We start from the raw sequence: 21,963 nt of genomic DNA, 5'->3' as shown, positions 1-21,963 counted from the left end.
AACCTCTTTATTTAGTAATTTTATTTGTAACGAATTTTTTAAATGATGTCTGTAACCTTAATATTCTCAATTTCGTTAACTTAATAAAGGAGTGGAAGATATGAAACTAAAAAGGTTTTTAGCTATCGCTATGATTTTAATTTTGGGTGTTAGATTAGAAACTGCCTTTGCAGCACCAGAGCCATCGGAAGTAAAGAAAATAAAAGACAAAGCACCTGTGCATTTAAAAGCAACTGTTTTGCAGGATGAACTTTTTAAAGACTTGACGAAAGAAAAGGGAAGCTATTATCAAATAAGAAAAATGAAACTAAAAGTAAATCACTTTATCATAAATTTAACAAATGAAGCCCAGGATTTGGACATATATTATTCTTATATTCCAGCATGGCAGGCAGACAAATGGGTTGGTGGAAAAAATGTAGATATTGCAGTTGGCGATGAAGTAGAAATATGGTTAGAGAAAGGTGAATATGGATTAGAACCTGCTTTAGGTGGTTATACAGTGGAACATCTTAAATATGCCTCGAAACGAAAGGAGCCAATACCAGAGCCCTTAAATCATATGATAAGTAGAAAAGTGCATGAAACTTGGGTAAAGCACTCTAGTTTAATGGTTATTGGGGTGATGCTCCTAATTTTATCTATTATCAGTTTTAATGCTTTACATAAAAAAATTTAAATACTTAATGAAAAACCCCTTCCATAAGGAAGGGGTTAGTAGCTTAACAAATTTAAAATTATTCGAATTTAGTAGGGTTGCCGTCAAATGGTTCGTCAGCAACTTTAATAGAATCTGTTGGACATCCTTCAAATGCGTCCATCATGTCATCAATTAAAACATCTGGAATTTCAACAATACCAGCATTATCATCAAGTGTTACGAATGCAATACCTTCATCATCATAATCATAAATGTCTGGTGCAGCCGCTCCGCATGCTCCACAAGCAATACAAGTTTCTTTGTCAACAATTGTGTACTTAGCCATGAAAAAAACCTCCCAATAATTTAAACAATTATTCTCAAAAAACATTCCCATATATTTTTAAATGAATATGGAAACGTATTCCTCATTCCTATTGTAAAACTGAATGCCTAACTTTTCAATAGTAAATGTAATGAGAATGCTTATCAAATAAGGGTTTCCTATAACAGGACATCCCTTTTTTCATCATTTTTTATCACCTTATGTTATTCAATCGTGGTAAAATAAAAGTAAGTTTTTGTCGAGCGGTAGGGATAAAAGTATTCTTTAACCATTATTTGAATGGTAGGTAGGTGAAATTTGCATTGGAAAATTATCTTTCTTTCGTTATTCTTTCTGCTTTACACAAAATTAATACGGAAAGAACGATCTATTCTATTTACCATTTACTCAAAGGCAAGAAGTCCTCTCAAACCATTCAAGATGCACATTTATTTCAATTAACGAATATTTTTCATACCTTCCCTCATTTAAGCCGAATATTTTTTGAAGAAACGGTTCAAGAATTCGAACAGTTGAGGCTTGTGAAAAGACTTGATGGAGACCGGTATGAAATCACTGATCGTGGTTTAGAAATACTTTCCAATAAAGTATACATTCCGAAATTTGTGAATGGATGGAAATTTTATTCGATTCAAGATCATTTTTGGAAAAGATTATCTCTTATTGTACAGGTAGGATCCAATTTAATTAACCATGAATCTTCGTATATCCCGATACAAAATGATATGAAGGTTGTTGATTGGTTAAAGAGTACATTATCTAAAGTCCAGTTAAGCCGTGAATATTTGGCGAAAGGTTTATTAAATGAACTAGGAACTTGTTTGTCATCAGAAAATGATATTAATCCCAATGTTTTGGTTTTGAGGCTTTCGGGATATAAAAATATTGGTTTAACACCTCTTCAAGTTGCGGAAGCATTAGAAATGGATCCATCTTACTTACAAATTGAATTTTTAAATGTTATTCATTATATGATAGAAAAAATCTTGTCTAATACAAGTGAATATCCTATATTACAAAATCTTTTAGTTGATTTTCATAAGCCTGTTATCTTAACTCAATCTTCTTCCATCACATATAAATATTTATCAATGGGCTATACAATAGATGAAATTGCGGCTGCTAGAAATTTAAAAAGCAATACAATAGAGGATCATATAGTTGAAATTGCTCTTAATGACCCAAGTCTTTCATTAGAACCATTTGTTAAATTAGATATACAAAACTCAATAAAAACTTCTATAAAAAGATTATCAAGTAAACAACTAAAAAAAATACGTCAGGACTTGAATAATACGGTTTCTTATTTTCAAATACGACTTGTCCTAGCAAGATTTGGTGACCAATTATGATGTATCTTGAAGAAATATTAAATCGTTCCTATGGTTTTAATACGTTTAGGTCAGGACAAAAGGAAGTCATTTCCTCACTCTTCGCTAAAAAAAATACTGTAGGAGTTTTACCTACAGGTACGGGAAAATCACTTTGCTACCAATTTGTTGGTGATAATCTTGAGGGGAATGTTCTCATTGTCTCTCCATTATTATCGCTCATGCAGGATCAAGTAGAACAAATGAAAGCAAAAGGGTACAAACATGTTATTGCTATTAATTCATTTTTAACATCAGCGCAAAAAAGAAGTGTTTTTCAATCCTTAAATAAATTTAAATATATCTTTATATCACCGGAAATGTTACAAGTTGATTATATACTTAACCTATTAACCCAGTTGCGTATATCCCTATTTGTTGTCGATGAAGCACATTGTATTTCGCAATGGGGTTATGATTTTCGTACGGATTACCAAAAACTTGGAGAAATCCGAAGTAAATTAGGTCATCCCTTGACTTTGGCATTAACCGCAACAGCGACGGCTGAGGTTATTAAAGATATTACTGATACATTGGATATCAAAGATGCAACCATATATGAAACAAGTGTGGATCGCGAAAATATCTCGTTGAAAATTGAAGCATCTTATGATGATTTAAAAGATAAGCAAAAAAGCGTACTAAATCACCTTCAAACGCTTCAAGGACCAGGGATCATATATTTTTCTAGTAAGAAATTAGCTGAACAAACAGCTGATTTTCTAAAATTAAATGGAATTCCAAGAGTAATGGCATATCATGGTGGAATGACTCAAGAAGATCGAATACTGATACAACAGCAATTTATTCATGGGCAAATTGACTATATATGTGCAACAAGTGCCTTTGGAATGGGTATCAATAAAGAAGATATTCGCTTTGTCATCCATTTTCACATGCCTCTCCAAATGGAATCATACCTTCAAGAAATTGGTCGTGCAGGAAGAGATGGAAAACAAAGTTTAGCCATTCTCTTTTACAGCCCAGGAGATGAAAATCTTGCTTTTCAGTTAGTTGAAGGTGAGCTACCCTCTATTCCACAAATCGACTGGTTGTATATGCAAATTTCTCAACAGGAGGGAAAACAAAGTATCGACAGTCTTCTGAATGATCAATTAGGTGAAATGGGAGCATTTTCGGAAAACCAATGGAGGGTAACGAGAGATTATATTTTGACCCAATTAGTTCAGCAAGTAACATTGAGACAAATAATAGAAGACTTTAAAACCTTTGTCATACAAAGAAAAAATCATAAATTTAAAAAGGTTTACGAATTAGTCCATTTTATTAAGTCTTCTGAATGTAGAAGAAGAACCATATTAAATTACTTTGAGGAGCCAAGTAAACCAGCAAAGATGATCAATTGTTGTGATCAATGTGGTCTGGATATAACTGAATTTTTTGCTAAAGAGAAGCATGAAGTTTTGGATGATGAATTACATGATTGGATGAGGAAACTTTCAAATCTACTATCCCCAGTAGCAAAAGAAAACGTAGGTGAGTGAACCAAAACATGAAAAATCGATATGAAGATCTAATTAAAGACTTAACTGAAAAAGAACTACTTTTTCATTTGTATGCTACTCAAATTATCCTATTAACGGTAAGTATGGTTTTAGGTATGATATTTTATAGGGATATTTGGTTTTTTGTGTCACTATTTGACTGGAGAGACCATAAAATCTTTACGATCGGGATAACTTCAGGTGTATTAGTTGTTCTACTTGATTTGTTTTTAATGAAAGTACTTCCCAAATCGTATTATGACGATGGAGGTTTAAACGAAAAGATTTTTCGTAACCGAAATTTTTTTCATATAGCTTTTATTGCTCTAGTAGTGGCATTTAGTGAAGAATTGTTATTTAGGGGAATCATTCAAACAAAGCTTGGATTAATCATTGCGAGTATTATTTTTGCTATTATTCATTATCGTTATTTATTTAACTGGTTTTTATTTATTAATATTATCGTTTTAAGCTTTGTTATAGGGTCCATATATCAATGGACAGGCAATCTTGCAGTAACATTTGTTATGCACTTTGTCGTCGATTTTTTATTGGGACTTTCCTTAATGAAAACAAATAAAATTTAAAAATCACCAAAAAGGGGTAGTGATTTTTCGTGAATAAAGAAGAACCATTCCGTGACCAGGCAGAGCGGTTGCGACAAAAAATTGAACGGGTTAATAAAAATTCAGAAACCAAAATTAATTTACCTAGCAGAAGTGATGTGCATCGAAATAAAAAAAATAAAACGAAATGGAAGGTAAAGTATCCCGTTATTCGTATTCTTGTACTTTTCTTTACTTTATTACCAATAACCATCTTTAGTGTTTATTCTTATCTTGGGGATAACAAACCTGGTAAGAGTGAAAAAGCCAGCAGTGAGCAAAATGGTTATGAAGAAATAAATTTTGAGTCAAACGACAAAGAAGAAGATCTGGTTAGTGATTCGGAAGCTACTAAAATGGATGATGAAGTTATAATTGAAGATAAAGTAGACAAGGTAAATGAGCAGACAAATCAATCAACTAATAAGGTAGACGGTGAATCAACTCTTCCTTCAACCGATAAGGACCAAACGCAAAATGAAGATCAAGGTAAGAGTGACCCAACATCTGAGACCATGATTTATCATACTGTGCAGTCTAATGAAACATTATTTAGAATTGCGATGAAATATTATAACTCTCAAAATGGAATTGACATTATTAAAAAAGCGAATGGCATAATGGGAAATGAAATACAGGCAGGTCAAGTGTTGAAAATCCCAAAATAATTCTTCCATATCCTTTCAATCAATATCATATAATGTGGGACAAGAACATATTAATGTGATAGGTGAGGGGGGCCAAAAATGGAAGAATCTATATTAATGCTTGACGATAGAACCGACAAAGCTACAAGACAAATGTTGGAAAATGTGGTAAAAAGAAAAAGGAAATTTGATGATTTTAAATATACACATAATATAACGGTAATGATCACTTTATTAATGACCACTTTTTTCTTTTATTATTTATATAAGACGATTGTAGTGTCATACTCTTATTCATTTATGGCAATGTTTTCTGCTTTTTTGCAGAAAGAAATCAATTTAGCTTTTTTAGTCATTACAATTGGAATGTATGGGATGATGAATCTTTTAAAAGCAAAGCGTGAAAAAGCAGAAAAAGAGTACCATGCATTGAGATGTGAAATTGTGGATAGAAGTAAGGATTTATGGAAAAAAGAAGAGGAATGGAAAAGTCGCCATAAAGTATTTGAAATGATGAAAGAAAAATATGATATCAATTTATTTCATGAAAGTAAATAAGGTTTGGTCCTTTTTAGGTCCAAACCTTATTTTTTATCCTAGAAAATTTTCTTTCGATCACGTTCTTCTTTTAGAATCTCAACTGCTTCTCTAAATCTTTGTGAATGGATGATTTCTCTTTCACGTAGGAAGCGTAAACCATCATTTAAGTCAGGATCATCACTCATATTAATAATCCATTGGTAGGTTGCTCGAGCTTTTTCTTCTGCTGCGATATCCTCATATAAGTCCGCAATCGGGTCACCTTTTGCTTGAATATATGATGCTGTCCAAGGTACTCCAGCGGCATTCTGATAAAATAAAGCGTTATCGTGGTTTACATAATGATCTTCTAAGCCAGCTGCCTTTAACATATCAGGTGTTGCGTCTTTCGTAAGTTTATAAATCATAGTGGCAATCATTTCCAGATGGGCAAATTCCTCAGTACCAATATCTGTTAAAAGTCCTACCACTTTATCTGGTATGGAATATCGTTGGTTAATATATCTTAGCGCGGCGGCAAGTTCCCCATCTGCTCCACCGTACTGTTCAATTAAGTACTTAGCAAGTCGTGGATTGCAAGTGCTTACTTTTACGGGATACTGTAATTTTTTCTCATATATCCACATCTGTAAAAATTCCTCCCCCTATTTTAAAAATTGAATTAAGTGAACTTAAACCCATCATTCGTCTTAATTCAAATCTGCCAAGGCCATGGAGAGTCATTCCAGTTCCATGGGTATGCTGAATAGCTATTTCCATACTGTTGAAGAGGACCGTAAATACTTTCTACCGCTTTTTTTAGCTTTTTTCTTTCCTTTGCATAATGATTAAACTGGTTAATGGCTTCTAAATCATCCGGATGTGTATCCAGATATAAAGTGAGTTCAACTAATACAAAATCGACTGCTTGGAGTTGTTCCATTAATGGATAGAATTCTTCAGGCAGAGTCTTCATGAAGGTAGTACCCCCTTAGCAGCTAGTTCATGGGTATTGTAATAGGGATCATAAAAAGGTTTCCAAAGAGTCCCTGCACGTAGCGCCTCTTGTGGTGAAAACTGTGGAAGGTTCGGTGGTTGAAATCCAACATATAAATTAGGTGGTGTGGAGTATGTTTTTACCAAAATTGGCTTACAAGGATCAAAAGGACTGACATACGGATTATACGTCTTGTGATGTGTAAACATAATAGCCCTCCCTTATAAGAACATCATTGATAAATATGATTAGAAGGCAAACATTATTACAGGATGAGTGTAAATAGTTTTATATAAAAAAAAGAGGTTTTTTTATAAATATACAGAATATATTAGGAGATGATATTTATTTGCTAGAGGTGATGGAGATGTTTGTTAAAAGTATTATGCTTCCAAAACACTATTGTGTGACTCTTCAAGAAAATGAAAACCTAAAAGTTGCATTGTCAAAATTAGAAGAACATTCGATTGATGGGTTACCAGTACTCGAAGGTGAGAAGTATGTTGGTGTAGTTACCAGATTCGGAATTTATGAAAGTTTTTTTGCTTCTAGTAAACCAAAAGAGGAATTTTTAGAATCAACCAATGTAAAGGAAATTTTAAAAAATCAAGATAAATATCTTGAAGGAAATGAAATATTCGAAAAGACATTAGTTGATTTGAAAGATTTCCCTTTACTTGCAGTTGTTGGAGAAAATAAAAGATTTTTAGGAATCGTGACACGTTTTGATGTATTAGAGCAATTCCAAAGTGCATTTGGTATGAATAAACCTGGTGTCAGAATTGCCTTTACTTCAGTTGAAACAGAAGGGCGCATAGCTCGTCTTGCTGAAATTGCCCATCACTTCCATGAACATATTATCTCTCTAGTAACTTTTGACGAAACAGATAAATTAGTTCGCAGGATTGTTATGAAGATTCAAAAGAAAGATAATATTGACAAATTTATTAGTAAATTAGAAGAGTCAGGCTTTAGAATCTTAAATATTGATGAAATTTAAATAGGAAAAAAGAAATGAAAAAAAATCCCTTTCATACATTGGTATGGGAGGGATTTTTTTATGCGAAACGTTTTATTATTAATGATAACAGTTATAAGTGCTTATTTATTTATTAATTGGTTACCTATACCGGATCCTCTCAATTTATCCAATCTAATTTTGGAATTTGTGTTTAACCCAGTAAAGGTTTTTGCGGCTGCTATTTCCTTTTTTGTTGGGTTTATTTCAACCGGAATTCTTCTTCGTGATCTAATTGTATATATGAAAAAAACAAATGCCAAAAACAGATATTATCTTTTAAATATAATAAATATGATACTATTTATAATGGTCATTTTTCTGCTTTTTAAGAATGGGTTTCTACATATGGTACTGTTTTTTAGTTTTGCTTTTCTCTATGGTATGATGACTATGAGTAATAATAAATAGTTGTTTTCGTATAGATTGGTGTTTTCGTAAAAATCCCTAAAGTCGGATTTTTACAGGCTCTCTTAATAAGTAATCAGCTCTTTTCTTCATTTTCATATGAGTTTAACACCCTTTATGATGAAATGCCTATTTATTAGTTACAAAAGGCAACAAAGTTTCAGAAAAGAGCCTAATAAATAAACAATTTCAATTTTAGGAGGAAAAATGGGGTTATTTTGGATTTTAATAACGATTATTATTGGTTTGATTATATATATGATAAAAGAAGCATTTACCAATCGAGTCATAATAAATGAACTGCCATTTAAAGATTTTCCAGAAACATTAGGAGAAGTTTCTATTTTTTTTATTTCCGATATTCATCGAAGAGCTATTTCTCGAAAAATAATAGAAAAAGTAAAGGGAAAAGCTGATATGGTAATCATCGGAGGGGATTTAACGGAAAAAGGTGTCCCTTTTGACCGAACGAAAGAAAATATTATACTGTTAAAAGAATTAGGCCCAGTCTATTTTGTATGGGGGAATAATGATTATGAAATAGATTATCATGAACTCGATGCTTTGTTGCTTTCTTTAGGTGTGAAAATATTAGATAATACTGCTGTCACATTTGAGTCACGCGAAGGTGAAAAACTAGTTTTATTAGGTGTAGACGATATGAATGAAAAAAGGGACCGGCTTGATTATGCGATATCAGATGCAGGTCAAGATGGATTTAGAATCCTTGCTGCCCATAATCCTAGGATATCTACCAAAATTAAAGAGTCACACAATATACGTTTAACCTTAACTGGGCATACTCATGGCGGTCAGATCCATATTTTGGGGTATAGTCCTTATGAAAAAGGAAAGATAAAAAGATTACCTCAAACTACTTTACTCATTAGTAATGGGTATGGGACTACTGCGATTCCGATGCGATTGGGTGCTCGAGCTGAAACACATCTAATTATTCTCAGGAAGAGCTAATTAATGAACAACCATTCAAATGTTTGGTAAAGACAAATCACCATCCTGCATTATAATCATACACTGTTTATAAGTTTAATGATAAAAATCAATCATTACTGAACATATCTCAAAATAGAGAATCTGAAGTAATCAAAACAGTGAAGGGTTATGTCATAGCAGGAGGCATTAACATGCGCTTAGAGCGAATTACTTTTAATAAAATTAAAGTTTCTCTTAGTTCCGATGATCTTTTTCATCGTGGTATTTCTAATGAGGATATTTGGAAGGATTCAAATAAATGGCATCAGCTGTTCCATGAAATGGTGGATGAAGCTTCAGATGAGTTTGGGGTCGATATACGGGGGCAAGTAGCAGTAGAAGTATTTTCTCTCCAAACACAAGGGATGATTATGATCATAACCCTAGAAGATGATGATGTGGACGAAGAAGATGTATATGCCGATAATTTTATTGAAATGCAGGTTACAGTTGGCGGATGTGAAGATTGTTTATTTGAATTCAATAACTTTGAAGATATTATACAATTATCACAACGGTTAATATCCAAAAATGTAGTTGACGGAAAAATCTATTTCAAAGACGATAAGTATTTCTTACTGTTTGACCATACATGTAATCCATTAACCATTAGCAGCATTGCTTTTATTCTTTCAGAATACGGTGCCCCATCTTTGGTTACCTCACACGTTTTGCAAGAATATGGAACAGTGATAATGGAAAATAAAGCCATTGAGCGGGTTAGTCAATATTTCAAATAGGAATAGATCAGTGAACGAAAAGTTATGTAAAAATAGCATTTAATAGAGGTGGATTCCGCCTCTATTTTTATGGGGGTTAATTGATAACTGTTTTCAATTAATAATTTTGATAGCGGTTACATAAGTTAATCAAAAAATGCTGAAAAGTTCATTTTTCATCTTGCATAAAAATAACAAAAGTGTATACTATGTCATGAAAGCGGACAATAAAAGTTATAGTGTTTTTAGGAGGGTTTACAAATGGTAGCCGACAAGGGTACTGAAAATAAACACAATGAAGACAAACATGATGTTTTAAAGTCAACACAAACTGTTATTCATAAGGCCTTAGAGAAACTTGGATATCCGGAAGAGGTATACGAGCTTTTAAAAGAGCCTCTTCGCATGATGACGGTGAAAATTCCTGTGCGTATGGATGACGGGACAGTGAAAGTCTTTACAGGCTACCGTGCTCAGCATAACGATGCTGTGGGACCTACAAAGGGAGGAATACGCTTCCATCCTGGTGTAACAGAAAAAGAAGTGAAAGCCCTTTCAATATGGATGAGTTTAAAATGTGGAATTGTTGATTTACCTTATGGTGGCGGTAAAGGTGGTATAGTTTGTGATCCACGTGATATGTCTTTTAGAGAACTTGAAAGATTAAGTCGTGGTTATGTTCGTGCGATAAGTCAAATTGTTGGACCTACTAAAGATATACCTGCACCAGATGTATTCACAAACTCTCAAATCATGGCATGGATGATGGATGAATACAGTCGTATTGACGAGTTTAATTCACCAGGTTTTATAACAGGTAAACCGCTTGTTTTAGGTGGTTCCCATGGCCGTGAATCTGCAACAGCAAAAGGAGTAACAATCTGTATTCATGAAGCAGCTAAAAAGAGAGGAATTGAACTAAAAGGTGCTCGTGTAGTCGTACAAGGATTTGGAAATGCTGGTAGTTATTTATCCAAATTCATGCATGATGAAGGTGCAAAGGTTGTAGGAATTTCCGATGCTTATGGTGCTTTATATGACCCAAATGGGCTAGATATAGATTATTTATTAGACCGTCGTGATAGTTTCGGTACAGTAACTAAGTTATTTGATAATACCATAACAAATAAAGAATTACTTGAACTGGATTGTGATATTTTAGTTCCTGCTGCAATTGAAAATCAGATTACAGAAGAAAATGCTCACAATATTAAAGCGAAAATTGTAGTAGAAGCAGCAAACGGACCTACAACATTAGAAGCTACACAGATTTTAACTGAACGTGGGATCCTTCTTGTTCCAGACGTATTAGCATCAGCTGGCGGTGTAACCGTTTCTTATTTTGAATGGGTTCAAAATAATCAAGGTTACTATTGGACAGAAGAAGAAGTTGAGGAAAAATTAGAAAAAGTGATGGTTAAATCCTTTAATAATATTTATGATACGTCACAGACCCGCCGCATTGATATGCGTTTAGCTGCTTATATGGTGGGCGTGCGTAAAATGGCAGAAGCAAGTCGATTCAGAGGCTGGATTTAAAGTCGCCTTGGATTGTCTTTATTGAAGGCTCTTTTCTGAAACTTTGTTGCTTTTATAACTAATAAATAGGCATTTCACCATATAGGGTAATAAACTCATATGAAAATGAAGAAAAGAGCTGAACTCTTATTAAGAGAGCCTGTAAAAATCCGGCTTTAGGGATTTTTACGAAAACTCTATACGAAAACAGCTTTATTGAAATGAAGCGCTAAATCTCCTATCATAAGATAGGAGATTTTTTTTGGAAGGAGTATGATTGTTTTGGAGGATGTTATTATTGTTGGCGGTGGCCCTTGTGGTTTAGCTGCTGCTATTGCATTAAAGGAAATAGGTAAAAATCCATTAATTATAGAAAAAGGAAATATCGTAAACGCTCTTTATCATTATCCAACTCATCAAACCTTTTTTAGTACAAGTGAAAAATTAGAGATTGGAAATATGCCTTTTGTAACAGAGGAATATAAACCTAAACGAAATCAGGCATTAGTTTATTATCGTGAAGTAGCTAAGAGAAAGGATCTTAGAATTCACTCTTATGAAAAAGTGAATCAGGTAGTAAAGAAGGATGAAAGCTTCGAGGTTTACACTGATAAAAATAACTACAAAGCAAAATACGTCGTTATTGCTACTGGATACTATGATCATCCTAATTTTATGAATGTTCCTGGGGAAAATTCGTCTAAAGTTTTTCATTATTTTAAAGAAGCACATCCGTATTATAATCTGGATGTCTGTGTCATAGGTGGGAAAAATTCAAGTGTTGACGCGGCTATTGAGCTTGTAAAAGCAGGAGCAAGAGTGACAGTATTGTATAGAGGTAATGCCTATTCACCTAGTATTAAACCTTGGATTCTGCCTGAATTTGAATCTTTAGTTAGAAATGGGATTATTAAAATGGAATTCAATGCTCATGTAAAGGAAATTACTGATAACGAAGTAGTTTACGTAGTTAATGATGAAGAAAAAAGAATTAAAAATGATTTTGTTTTTGCTATGATAGGTTATCACCCTGATCATACTTTTTTGAAGGATATGGAGATAAAAATTGATACTGAAACTGGTCGACCATTTTTTAATATGGAAACGATGGAGACCAACGTAAGTGGGATATATATTGCTGGCGTCATCGCGGCAGGGAATAATGCCAATGAAATTTTCATTGAAAATGGTCGTTTCCATGGTGGGTTGATTGCTCAACATATTCTTAAAAAAGAAAAGGCTCAGGGTTAATATTCCCTGAGCTAATGTAAAAAGATTTCTTCTACTTCTTTTATATTAGATGTATAGGAAAGAGCAATTAGCAGCTTTAGTCTTGCTTTTTGTCCGTTAAGACCATTTGAAAAAATAACTCCTAATTCTTTTAACTTTTTTCCACCGCCATCATATCCGTAAATATCTTGTACAATTCCGTTAAAACATCTCGAAACGAGAACCACAGGTACTTGATTATCGATTAATCTCTTTACACCATCAACCGCTGCTGGTGGTAAATTACCTTGTCCTAAGGCTTCGATGACAACTCCATCATACTTTAAATCCTTAATAGCGTCCAAAAGAGTAGAATCCATACCGGCATATGCCTTCATTAAGGCTACCCTTTTGGTAATGGTGCTTATATTATAACATTCTTGATTGGTTGGGGCATGGTGAAAAACAATCCCTCTTTTAGTAATAATCCCAATGGGTCCATATTGAGGACTTTGAAAGGTTGAAACATTACTTGTATGGGTTTTTGTCACATTTTTTGCTGTGTGAATCTCATCGTTTAAAACCACGAGTACCCCTTTGCTTTTTGCTTCATCATTGCTAGCGACACGAATGGACTCTATTAAGTTGTATAATCCATCTGAGCCAATTTCATTACTTGAACGCATTGCGCCTGTAACAATAATGGGAATATCGATATGAACGGTTAAATCTAAAAAATAGGCCGTTTCTTCTAAAGTATCTGTACCATGAGTAATGACAACCCCATCAATTTGGCTCTTATGGAAATGCATTTCAATTAAATTTTTTAATACAAGCATTTCAGTCGTTGTAATATGTGGGGATGGAAGGTTAAATGGTTCTTCAACAATGATATTGGCTAATTCCGTTAGTGCTTTTGTTTTTTCGGTTAAAGGGTTATGTTCTCCAGGTTTAACGGCTCCAGTAACAGCATCTTCACTCATTGAAATCGTTCCGCCTGTATGAATAATTAAGATTGTTTTCTTCATGTTTTCCTCCATCATATGATAATGCTTCTGGTAATTATACAATCATCATTTTCATTCTTTCTATTACATGATACGATTAAGAAAACAGATTGAAAAGAGGATCGCAACATGTTAGCGATATTATCTGCTGGGATTGCACCTGGTCTAGCATTATTGAGCTACTTTTATTTAAAAGATGAATACGAAACGGAACCTATTTCAGTGGTTTTCAAGACTTTTATATTTGGTGCCTTACTGGTATTTCCTTTGATGTTTATTCAATATATTTTTGAAGCCGAGATGGTATTTCAATCTAAATGGATGCATGCCTTTTTCACTTCAAGTTTACTTGAGGAATTCTTTAAATGGTTTATCCTCTTTTATACAGTATATAAACATGTTTCTTTTGACGAACCTTATGATGGTATTGTTTATGGGGCTGCCGTTTCTTTAGGATTTGCTACCGTAGAAAATATTCTTTATTTACTTGCCAATGGATTTGGTCATGCAATTGGCAGAGCATTACTACCCGTCTCTAGCCATGCTATTTTTGGAGTCATAATGGGTTTTTATTTAGGAAAAGGGAAGTTTTCTACTTATCCAAATAGAAAATGGCTATTTTTCTCTTTGTTTATCCCGTTTATTCTTCATGGAACGTATGACTTTATTTTACTTTTAGAATCGAATTGGATACAGTACATTATTCCGTTTATGATCTTTCTATGGTGGTTAGGTTTAAGAAAGGTGAAAAAAGCTAGATTATTATCCTCGAAACATATTGAAAATAACATGAGCATTTCAAAAACTCTTCCTTTTTAATTTTATAAGGAAGGGTTTTTATTTTTGTTCTGTAAAATTAGTTGTTGATTTCCTAAACCAAAGTTTCTTAATGAATGAATAAAATCCCATTTCCTACAAAAAATAGGGTTAATGTTAATTCATCTTTTAAATGGAGGTTTAGTTCCATGGGTAAGCTTTCTCGACTAGTTAAAGGAATATTAATTGTGTTTCTTTCTATGCTCCTATTTTTTAGCAGCGGAAGTTATTTAAATGCCAGTGCTTTCTCAAACCAAGTGATACAACAGGGAGCAGTAGGGGACGATGTAATAGAATTACAATCTAGACTACAGTATATAGGTTTCTACAATGGGAAAATTGATGGGGTTTTTGGATGGGGGACCTATTGGGCTCTTCGAAACTTTCAATATGAATTTGCTTTACCTATTGATGGTCTAGCTGGAGCGGAAACAAAAGCTAAGCTAGTAAAAGCAACCAAATATGATAAGGCATATGTAAAACAGCAAATTAGCCAAGGAAAAGACTTTACCCATTACGGTGGGGTACCAAACAGTCAACAAAGCAAAAATAACAACAATACAAAAGCAACACCTGCACCTAAAAAAACCACAACAGCCACTAAAGCTAAACCGACAGCTGCCAATGTTCCTAGTGGATTTTCTCAAAATGATATTCAATTAATGGCCAATGCTGTGTATGGGGAATCCAGAGGTGAGCCCTATACCGGTCAAGTAGCTGTAGCTGCAGTTATTCTAAATCGTGTGCAAAGTGCTTCATTTCCTAATACGGTATCTGGGGTTATTTTTGAACCAGGAGCATTTACCGCTGTTGCTGATGGACAAATATGGTTGACACCGAATGAGAATGCAAAAAAGGCTGTCTTAGACGCCATGAATGGATGGGACCCAACGGGTAATGCACTATACTATTTTAATCCAGCTACTGCAACTAGCTCATGGATTTGGGGCAGACCACAGATCAAACGAATCGGTAAACATATTTTTTGTAAATAAAGGGGTGAAGAGAATTGGTAAGAGGGATATTAATAGCCATATTATCCTTAGGAGTAGCAGGGACTGCCTTTTGGGGATATCAAGAGCATCGTGAAAAAAATGCAGTTTTATTAAACGCTGAAAACAACTATCAAAGGGCTTTTCATGACTTAAGTTTTCAAGTCGATCTATTAAACGATAAAATTGGGGCTACCTTGGCAATGAATTCAAGAAACTCACTGTCTCCAGCATTAGCGGAGGTTTGGAGAATCACTTCAGAAGCGCACAGTGATGTGGGACAATTGCCTCTTACTTTATTACCATTTAATAAAACGGAAGAATTTTTAGCAAAGATCGGTGACTTTAGTTATCGTACAGCAATTAGGGATCTTGATAAGGAGCCCCTTTCTGAAAAAGAATACGCGGCATTAAAGACTTTATATAAACAGTCTGGTGATATTCAGAAAGAGCTTAGAAAGGTTCAGCATTTAGTTTTAGAAAATAATCTAAGATGGATGGATGTAGAACTGGCATTAGCCACCCAAAAGGAATCAGCGGACAATACCATTATTGATGGGTTTAAAACAGTTGAAAAAACGGTTTCGGAATATGATGAAACAGATTTTGGACCAGCCTTTACAAATATGCAGGAAAAAGATGAAAACTTTCAAAAATTGCAGGGACCAATGATTAACAAAGGTGATGCAGCTGCTATTGCTCAAAAATACGCAAAATTTAATAAAAATTCAAAAGTAAAAGTAGTTGAAAACGGAGAAGGCTCTGATTATGGATTTTATAGTGTTTCTATTCAAGATAATAAATCAGGTCTTGAAGCAAATATGGATATTACCAAAAAAGGGGGTTATCCGATTTGGTTTATCTTATCGAGAGATGTAAAGGATCAGAAAATAAGCTTAAATCAAGCCTCTAATGATGCTATTCAATTTTTAAAAGAAAATGGATTTAAAGACCTTGATTTATTTGAGAGCTCTCAATATGATCATATCGGAGTATTTACTTTTGTAGCTAAACAAAAGGATGTACGAATTTATCCGGATTCAATTAAAGTAAAGGTTGCTTTAGATACAGGGGACATGATTGGTCTTTCTGCTAGTGATTACCTAAAATCACATTACACCCGTGATATTCCAAAACCTTCGATAACCGAAAAAGAGGCACGAACAAAGGTAAATCCAAATTTAAAGGTTCAAGAGAATCGCTTAGCTGTGATTTTAAATGATCTTAACCAAGAAGTACTTTGTCACGAATTCTTAGGTACACTAGGTGATGATACGTATCGGATCTATATCAATGCTGAAACTGGTATGGAAGAAAAAGTAGATAAACTGCACAATGCAGAACCAATTTATGAAGATGTATTGTAAAAGGAAAAGCGGCAACGCTTTTCCTTTTATCATTTTAAATGTTCCCATATACCCTAATCCATGGCATAATAAGGAAAGACAAGTATGCTTCATTATTTTAATTAAGTCTATGTTAAAGGGTAATAGTGGTTTTTTGATACTCTGGTTGATTGTAGTGGAAGCCGCTTGACTCCTGGGGGATTAGCGTTGCAGGCGAGACCTAGTAAAATGATCCACAAGGGGGATCATTTGTACCCCACAGGAGCTTAAGCGACGAGGAGGCTCGACGAACGCCCCCAAGGAAGAATTTGTTTTTTGAAAAAGCCGGCAGTAGGGCTTTTTCATAATTCTTCCCCGGAAAGCAAGCGGCTGGAGCGGAAATCAACAACCGAGATTAACAGAACTTTAATTTTATTGTTTCATCACGTAAAGAGCTTAATAGAAAGAGTGATTTGTATGTTAAGTATTGGGGATGTACTTACTCTCGAACCAAAATACTCAGATCAAATTGAAAAATATAAATGTAAATTAGTTGAACAAAAAGGTAATGACTTATTTATTGATTATCCAATTAATTTAAATACGAATCGAACGGTGTTTTTACTGGACGGAACTCAGATGAAAGCTTCATTTGTAAGTGCTGATGGATCCGTGTATCTGTTTGAAACAGAGGTAAAAGGGAGAACGAAACAAAATATTCCAATGCTTATTTTAGGTTTCCCTGGTAAAGAACAATTAATTAAAATTCAACGTCGTCAATTTGTTCGGGTTGAAACTCCGATGGATGTGGCTATTCATTCGTTGAATTCAGAATTTTCACCATTTACAGCCATAACCGAAGATATAAGTGCAGGTGGTGCATCTGTATTTATTCCGAAAAATGTGAATATTAAAGCTGATATGATTATAGATAACTGGTTTGTTCTTCCTATGCAAAATGGAGAATATCATTACTTGAACATAAAATGTAAAGTAGTTAGAGTCATTGAAAGCGAACCAAAAAATAAGATTTCTTTGCAATTTTTAGATATAACAAGTAATCAAAGACAATTCATTCTCCGATTTAGTTTTGAACGCCAACTTGCTATAAAAAAGAAAGGAATATTAGATTAAGAGAGGATAAAATAGGTAAATCCTTCCCATAATAGTATTAACGTTACTACTGGAGAGGGTTTTATGAACAAATTTGAACGAATTTTAATTAAATTAATTTTAGTTCAATTTATTTTCTTAATTTTATCGCAAATTGTATTCCACTCTTTTAATGCATTCCCTGAACTTAAAGAGATTACTCGATATGAAGGGGTAAGTAATAGTAATTATACAGATATTTTAGAAACTCTAGGCAGGTAATAGCACCTGCTTTTTTGTATTTTATCTGTAATTTTGTTTTTAAGTGATCGGCTTATGAATTTATGCGGAAAAATTGATGAAAACGGAGAGAGATTTTCTTAATTTATGATAAAATAAAAGAAATGACCATAGAATTAATTTAGGTTTTTGAAACAGGAGGACTTATGACTAAAAAAATATCTATTGCGATTGATGGGCCAGCTGCAGCTGGAAAGAGTACAGTTGCCAAGATTGTCGCTGAAAAGTTTTCATACATATATATTGATACAGGTGCAATGTACCGTGCCATTACTTACAAAGCACAACAAAATAATATTAACCTAGAGGATGAAGATGCTCTTAATCATATTTTAAAGGAAACGACCATTAAATTAATGCCAGGTGAAAATGGTCAACTAGTCTATTTGGATGGAATAAATGTTTCTGAAGAGATTCGCTCCTCAAAGGTGACAAATTCCGTTTCCATCGTTGCGATACATAAAAAGGTTCGTGAAGAAATGGTAAAAAGGCAACAAGAATTTGCTGTCCATGGGGGAGTTGTGATGGATGGTAGAGATATTGGTACACATGTATTACCAAATGCAGAAGTAAAGATATTTCTATTAGCGAGTGTAGAAGAGAGAGCGCAGAGACGTCACTTAGAAAATACTCAAAAAGGATACCCATCCAATTTAGAACAATTAAAAGAAGAAATTGCTCTTCGTGATAAAATAGATTCAGAAAGAGAGACAGCTCCTTTACAAAAGGCAGAAGATGCTATTGAAATTGATACAACTTCCCTATCCATCAGTGAGGTTGTTGATAAAATTGTCACCCTTGCAGTAGAGAGGATTGAAACACTATGACAATCTACTCATTTGTAAGGTCAGTTGTAGGTGGAATACTTAAACCTACATATAGAATTAAGACTTTAGGTTTAGAGAATTTTCCACAAGAAGGTGGAGTATTATTATGTACAAACCATATACATAATTTTGATCCGCCGGTTGTTGGAATAACAGCACCTAGACCAGTGCATTTTATGGCCAAGGAAGAATTATTTTCAGTCCCAATTTTAGGAAAAGTAGTGCCTCATTTAAATGCATTTCCAGTAAAAAGAGGAATGAGTGACAGAGAGGCGCTAAGAAAAGGGTTAAATATTCTAAAAGAAGGAAAAGTTTTAGGTCTTTTTCCTGAAGGAACTAGAAGTAAAACTGGCGAATTAGGTAAAGGATTAGCTGGTGCAGGTTTTTTCGCCTTAAGAACAGATGCTAAAGTAGTTCCTTGTGCTATTATTGGCCCATATAAAACATTTCAAACATTAAAAGTTGTATATGGTAAACCAATTTCAATGGACGAATTAAGAAGCTCTAAGGCTTCAGTTGAAGAAGTAACTGATACTATTATGAATTCAATAAAACAACTTCTTGAAGAGCACAAGAAATAAATTCAATTGCTTGACAAACTTACCCGTTTATAAGAAGTTAGTAAAAAGAAGTTTTTTAAAAATTCTTATTTTAAGCAACAATATTTATAGATATTTAAGTAAATGATGCAATGGATAAGGAGGAATACATATGTCAGAGGATTTAAATCAAGTGCAAGTAAGAGAATTTCAGGTTGGGGACAGAGTAAGTGGAAAAGTAACAAAGGTGGAAGAAAAACAAGTTCTTGTTAGTATTGAAGATAGTAAACTTGATGGGATTGTACCAATCAGTGAGCTATCTAGTCTGCATGTTGAAAAGGCTTCAGATGTTGTATCTGAAGGAGATGACCTTGATTTAGAGGTAATTAAAGTCGAGGAAGATGCTTTAGTTTTATCAAAAAGAAAAATTGATGCTGAAAAAGCATGGGAAGAATTAGCAGCGAAGTTTGAAACAGGTGAAGTCTTTGAAGCACAGGTTAAAGAAGTAGTTAAAGGTGGACTTGTTGTTGACCTGGGGGTAAGAGGTTTTGTTCCTGCTTCCTTAGTAGAAGCTCACTTCGTTGAAGATTTCTCGGAATACATGGACCTAACCATGTCTTTTAAAATTGTAGAATTAGATAAGGAAAAAAATAGACTAATCTTATCTCACCGTGCTGTGGTTGAACAGGAAAAAGGTAAGCAAAAACAAGCGTTATTAGATAAGATACAGCCAGGAAAAATTCTAGAAGGTACCGTTCAGCGAATCACAGATTTTGGAGCATTTGTGGATATTGGCGGAATTGATGGTCTAGTCCATATTTCTCAATTATCACATCAGCATGTTGATAAACCAACTGATGTTGTAAAAGAAGGTCAAACTGTTACTGTTAAGGTTTTAAGTGTTGATAGAGACAATGAAAGAATTTCACTTTCCATTAAAGAAACACAACCAGGCCCATGGGCGAATATTAATGAAAAGGCATCAAAAGGCAGTGTATTAGAAGGAACAGTCAAAAGACTAGTATCCTATGGTGCATTTGTGGAGGTATTACCTGGAGTGGAAGGATTAGTTCACATCTCACAAATCTCTCACAAACATATTGCTACTCCTTTTGAAGTATTAAAGGAAGGACAGCAAGTGAAAGTGAAAGTGCTTGATGTAAACGAAAATGAACAACGTATTTCATTAAGTATTAAAGAATTAGAGGAAAATCCAGAAGAAGAATATAAAAATTATGAACTTCCTGAAGAACCAAAAGGTTTTCAGCTTGGAGAGTTATTTGGAGATAAATTAAAAAATTTTAAAAATTAAAATGGTGATACGATGACTAGATCTAAAAGAAAATGGGAACACATCCAGTATGCATTATTAGAATCAGACAAGAAATTCTCCCATGGGTTTAGTGATATTCATTTCGTTCATCAAAGTCTACCTAATCTGGCATTAAATGATGTTGTATTAGAACATTTTATTGGCGAACTTCCTTTAAGTTCGCCAATTTTTATAAATGCCATGACTGGAGGTGGAGGTGAACGCACTACCTATATTAATCAGAACCTTGCCATTTTGGCGAAGGAATTTGGAATGGCAATGGCTGTGGGTTCCCAAATGTCGGCTATAAAAGACCCAACCGAATTGAGTAGCTATCAAATTGTTCGTCAGGAAAATCCATCAGGGATGATCTTTGCTAATTTAGGCAGTGAAGCAACAATCGACCAGGCAAAACAAGCCGTACAAATGGTTTCTGCTAACGCCTTACAAATACACCTAAATGTAGTTCAAGAAATGACAATGCCTGAAGGCGATAGAGATTTTCGAGGAGCCATAAACCGAATAGAGCAACTTGTAAAAGCGGTAGAAGTTCCTGTCATTGTTAAAGAAGTGGGCTTTGGTATGTCTAAGGAATCAGTGGAACAATTGTATTCGATTGGGGTAGCTGCTGTGGATGTAGGCGGATACGGAGGGACAAATTTTGCAGCTATTGAGAATGCTAGGAGAAGTGAGCCCTTACCTTTTTTTAATGAATGGGGTATTCCAACTGCGATTTCTATTGTAGAAGCTAGAACAATTAGTTCTTCACTTCCGCTCATTGCTTCTGGTGGAATTAAATCAAGTTTAGATGTAATAAAATCGATCGCATTAGGTTCGGATGCTGTTGGAATGGCTGGTTTCTTCTTGAAGAATTTGCTAGAAAAAGGCTTGGAAGAAACGATAGTAGAAACAAACAGACTTCATGAAGATATTAAATATATGATGCTTGCACTAGGTGTGAAAAATATAATTGAACTTCAGTCTGTCCCACTTGTGATTTCAGGTTACACCCATCATTGGTTGACCGAACGTGGAATAGACACGAAAAAATTTGCGACAAAAAGACGTTAAAAAGCTCTCTAAATGCTAGAGAGCTTTTTCTATTTCCTCGTTTTAACTATATTTCCCGTCGTTAAGTGAACGTGCTTCTTCAGGGCTTTGAAGTTTTGTGGCGCCATCATAATGAAGTGCTTGATCGCGATCAGATTCCACTTTACCGCTCTTCTTTAGTTTTTGTTGCTGTCGATCTTTTCCCACCG

27 protein-coding genes are annotated in these 21,963 nt (G+C 34.2%); 21 read left to right on the top strand and 6 right to left on the bottom strand.

Features of this window, described 5'->3' with window-relative positions; translation table 11 throughout:
- The first annotated feature begins 100 nt into the window (after positions 1-100).
- Positions 101-679 carry a hypothetical protein gene (locus ACSBPO_RS14925; RefSeq protein WP_442594615.1) on the top strand — a complete coding sequence of 193 codons (579 nt, stop codon included), beginning with the start codon at positions 101-103 and terminating at the stop codon, positions 677-679.
- 58 nt (positions 680-737) lie between these two features.
- On the opposite strand, the gene ACSBPO_RS14920 is transcribed toward ACSBPO_RS14925, so the two are convergent.
- Entirely contained in the window at positions 738-986 is a 249-nt protein-coding gene (locus ACSBPO_RS14920) for a ferredoxin (protein WP_442594613.1), read from the bottom strand.
- Between the two features lie 302 nt (positions 987-1,288).
- Between ACSBPO_RS14920 and ACSBPO_RS14915 the strand changes: the two genes are divergently transcribed.
- The 5 genes from ACSBPO_RS14915 (at position 1,289) to ACSBPO_RS14895 (ending at position 5,671) form a co-directional block, all read left to right on the top strand.
- The gene (locus tag ACSBPO_RS14915) at positions 1,289-2,338 is read left to right on the top strand and encodes a helix-turn-helix domain-containing protein (protein WP_442594611.1); all 1,050 of its coding nucleotides are present in this window, start codon (positions 1,289-1,291) and stop codon (positions 2,336-2,338) included.
- Positions 2,338-3,861: a RecQ family ATP-dependent DNA helicase gene (locus ACSBPO_RS14910; RefSeq protein WP_442600378.1), complete on the top strand. Its 1,524-nt coding sequence runs from the start codon at positions 2,338-2,340 to the stop codon at positions 3,859-3,861. The genes ACSBPO_RS14915 and ACSBPO_RS14910 overlap by 1 nt, the downstream gene beginning before the upstream one ends.
- A gap of 8 nt (positions 3,862-3,869) precedes the next feature.
- Entirely contained in the window at positions 3,870-4,448 is a 579-nt protein-coding gene (locus tag ACSBPO_RS14905) for a CPBP family intramembrane glutamic endopeptidase (protein ID WP_442594609.1), read from the top strand.
- Positions 4,449-4,477: 29 nt separating this feature from the next.
- A complete protein-coding gene (locus tag ACSBPO_RS14900) occupies positions 4,478-5,134 on the top strand; it encodes a LysM peptidoglycan-binding domain-containing protein (protein WP_442594607.1) in 657 nt (218 codons plus the stop codon).
- A gap of 78 nt (positions 5,135-5,212) precedes the next feature.
- Positions 5,213-5,671, top strand: a complete 459-nt coding sequence (locus ACSBPO_RS14895) for a YpbF family protein (protein WP_442594605.1) — start codon at positions 5,213-5,215, stop codon at positions 5,669-5,671.
- A 38-nt stretch (positions 5,672-5,709) separates the two neighbouring features.
- Here the strand turns inward: ACSBPO_RS14895 and ACSBPO_RS14890 are convergent, their stop codons facing one another.
- The 3 genes from ACSBPO_RS14890 to ACSBPO_RS14880 form a co-directional block, all read right to left on the bottom strand.
- Positions 5,710-6,279, bottom strand: a complete 570-nt coding sequence (locus tag ACSBPO_RS14890) for a manganese catalase family protein (RefSeq protein WP_442594603.1) — start codon at positions 6,277-6,279, stop codon at positions 5,710-5,712.
- Positions 6,280-6,347: 68 nt separating this feature from the next.
- Entirely contained in the window at positions 6,348-6,608 is a 261-nt protein-coding gene (locus ACSBPO_RS14885; protein WP_442594601.1) for a spore coat protein CotJB, read from the bottom strand.
- Positions 6,605-6,838, bottom strand: coding sequence for a spore coat associated protein CotJA (locus ACSBPO_RS14880; protein WP_442594599.1), 234 nt, complete (start codon positions 6,836-6,838; stop codon positions 6,605-6,607). The genes ACSBPO_RS14885 and ACSBPO_RS14880 overlap by 4 nt, the downstream gene beginning before the upstream one ends.
- A gap of 158 nt (positions 6,839-6,996) precedes the next feature.
- Between ACSBPO_RS14880 and ACSBPO_RS14875 the strand changes: the two genes are divergently transcribed.
- The 6 genes from ACSBPO_RS14875 to ACSBPO_RS14850 all read left to right on the top strand — a co-directional run bounded on the left by ACSBPO_RS14875 (position 6,997) and on the right by ACSBPO_RS14850 (position 12,536).
- The gene (locus ACSBPO_RS14875; RefSeq protein WP_442600377.1) at positions 6,997-7,629 is read left to right on the top strand and encodes a CBS domain-containing protein; all 633 of its coding nucleotides are present in this window, start codon (positions 6,997-6,999) and stop codon (positions 7,627-7,629) included.
- A gap of 60 nt (positions 7,630-7,689) precedes the next feature.
- The gene (locus ACSBPO_RS14870; protein ID WP_442594597.1) at positions 7,690-8,058 is read left to right on the top strand and encodes a hypothetical protein; all 369 of its coding nucleotides are present in this window, start codon (positions 7,690-7,692) and stop codon (positions 8,056-8,058) included.
- A 204-nt stretch (positions 8,059-8,262) separates the two neighbouring features.
- Entirely contained in the window at positions 8,263-9,027 is a 765-nt protein-coding gene (locus tag ACSBPO_RS14865) for a metallophosphoesterase (protein ID WP_442594595.1), read from the top strand.
- A gap of 173 nt (positions 9,028-9,200) precedes the next feature.
- Entirely contained in the window at positions 9,201-9,788 is a 588-nt protein-coding gene (locus ACSBPO_RS14860) for a genetic competence negative regulator (RefSeq protein ID WP_442594593.1), read from the top strand.
- A 240-nt stretch (positions 9,789-10,028) separates the two neighbouring features.
- On the top strand, positions 10,029-11,306 hold the full coding sequence (locus ACSBPO_RS14855; protein WP_442594591.1) for a Glu/Leu/Phe/Val family dehydrogenase: 1,278 nt from the start codon (positions 10,029-10,031) through the stop codon (positions 11,304-11,306).
- A gap of 252 nt (positions 11,307-11,558) precedes the next feature.
- Positions 11,559-12,536, top strand: coding sequence for a YpdA family putative bacillithiol disulfide reductase (locus ACSBPO_RS14850; RefSeq protein WP_442594589.1), 978 nt, complete (start codon positions 11,559-11,561; stop codon positions 12,534-12,536).
- Positions 12,537-12,547: 11 nt separating this feature from the next.
- Here the strand turns inward: ACSBPO_RS14850 and ACSBPO_RS14845 are convergent, their stop codons facing one another.
- The gene (locus ACSBPO_RS14845) at positions 12,548-13,522 is read right to left on the bottom strand and encodes an asparaginase (RefSeq protein ID WP_442594587.1); all 975 of its coding nucleotides are present in this window, start codon (positions 13,520-13,522) and stop codon (positions 12,548-12,550) included.
- 108 nt (positions 13,523-13,630) lie between these two features.
- On the opposite strand from ACSBPO_RS14845, the gene prsW reads away from it, so the two are divergent.
- The 9 genes from prsW (at position 13,631) to fni (ending at position 21,775) form a co-directional block, all read left to right on the top strand.
- Positions 13,631-14,320, top strand: coding sequence for a glutamic-type intramembrane protease PrsW (gene prsW, locus ACSBPO_RS14840; RefSeq protein WP_442594585.1), 690 nt, complete (start codon positions 13,631-13,633; stop codon positions 14,318-14,320).
- A gap of 197 nt (positions 14,321-14,517) precedes the next feature.
- Entirely contained in the window at positions 14,518-15,312 is a 795-nt protein-coding gene (sleB, locus tag ACSBPO_RS14835) for a spore cortex-lytic enzyme (RefSeq protein WP_442600376.1), read from the top strand.
- 14 nt (positions 15,313-15,326) lie between these two features.
- The gene (gene ypeB / locus ACSBPO_RS14830) at positions 15,327-16,676 is read left to right on the top strand and encodes a germination protein YpeB (protein WP_442594583.1); all 1,350 of its coding nucleotides are present in this window, start codon (positions 15,327-15,329) and stop codon (positions 16,674-16,676) included.
- Between the two features lie 435 nt (positions 16,677-17,111).
- Positions 17,112-17,768, top strand: coding sequence for a flagellar brake protein (locus ACSBPO_RS14825; RefSeq protein WP_442594581.1), 657 nt, complete (start codon positions 17,112-17,114; stop codon positions 17,766-17,768).
- Positions 17,769-17,831: 63 nt separating this feature from the next.
- The gene (locus tag ACSBPO_RS14820) at positions 17,832-18,008 is read left to right on the top strand and encodes a YpfB family protein (RefSeq protein WP_442594579.1); all 177 of its coding nucleotides are present in this window, start codon (positions 17,832-17,834) and stop codon (positions 18,006-18,008) included.
- Positions 18,009-18,172: 164 nt separating this feature from the next.
- On the top strand, positions 18,173-18,853 hold the full coding sequence (gene cmk, locus ACSBPO_RS14815) for a (d)CMP kinase (RefSeq protein ID WP_442594577.1): 681 nt from the start codon (positions 18,173-18,175) through the stop codon (positions 18,851-18,853).
- The gene (locus ACSBPO_RS14810) at positions 18,850-19,434 is read left to right on the top strand and encodes a lysophospholipid acyltransferase family protein (protein ID WP_442594575.1); all 585 of its coding nucleotides are present in this window, start codon (positions 18,850-18,852) and stop codon (positions 19,432-19,434) included. Before cmk ends, ACSBPO_RS14810 begins: the two co-directional genes overlap by 4 nt.
- A gap of 130 nt (positions 19,435-19,564) precedes the next feature.
- Entirely contained in the window at positions 19,565-20,704 is a 1,140-nt protein-coding gene (gene rpsA, locus ACSBPO_RS14805; RefSeq protein WP_442594573.1) for a 30S ribosomal protein S1, read from the top strand.
- Positions 20,705-20,716: 12 nt separating this feature from the next.
- On the top strand, positions 20,717-21,775 hold the full coding sequence (gene fni / locus ACSBPO_RS14800) for a type 2 isopentenyl-diphosphate Delta-isomerase (protein WP_442594571.1): 1,059 nt from the start codon (positions 20,717-20,719) through the stop codon (positions 21,773-21,775).
- A gap of 42 nt (positions 21,776-21,817) precedes the next feature.
- On the opposite strand, the gene ACSBPO_RS14795 is transcribed toward fni, so the two are convergent.
- Positions 21,818-21,961, bottom strand: a complete 144-nt coding sequence (locus ACSBPO_RS14795; RefSeq protein WP_442594569.1) for a YpzI family protein — start codon at positions 21,959-21,961, stop codon at positions 21,818-21,820.
- Positions 21,962-21,963: the final 2 nt, after the last annotated feature.

Source organism: Neobacillus sp. D3-1R, from assembly GCF_052180215.1.
Classification (GTDB): Bacteria; Bacillota; Bacilli; order Bacillales; family Cytobacillaceae; genus Pseudoneobacillus.
The sequence above is the reverse complement of the archived record's forward strand: the minus strand, read 5'-3'. Positions and strand labels throughout refer to the sequence as shown.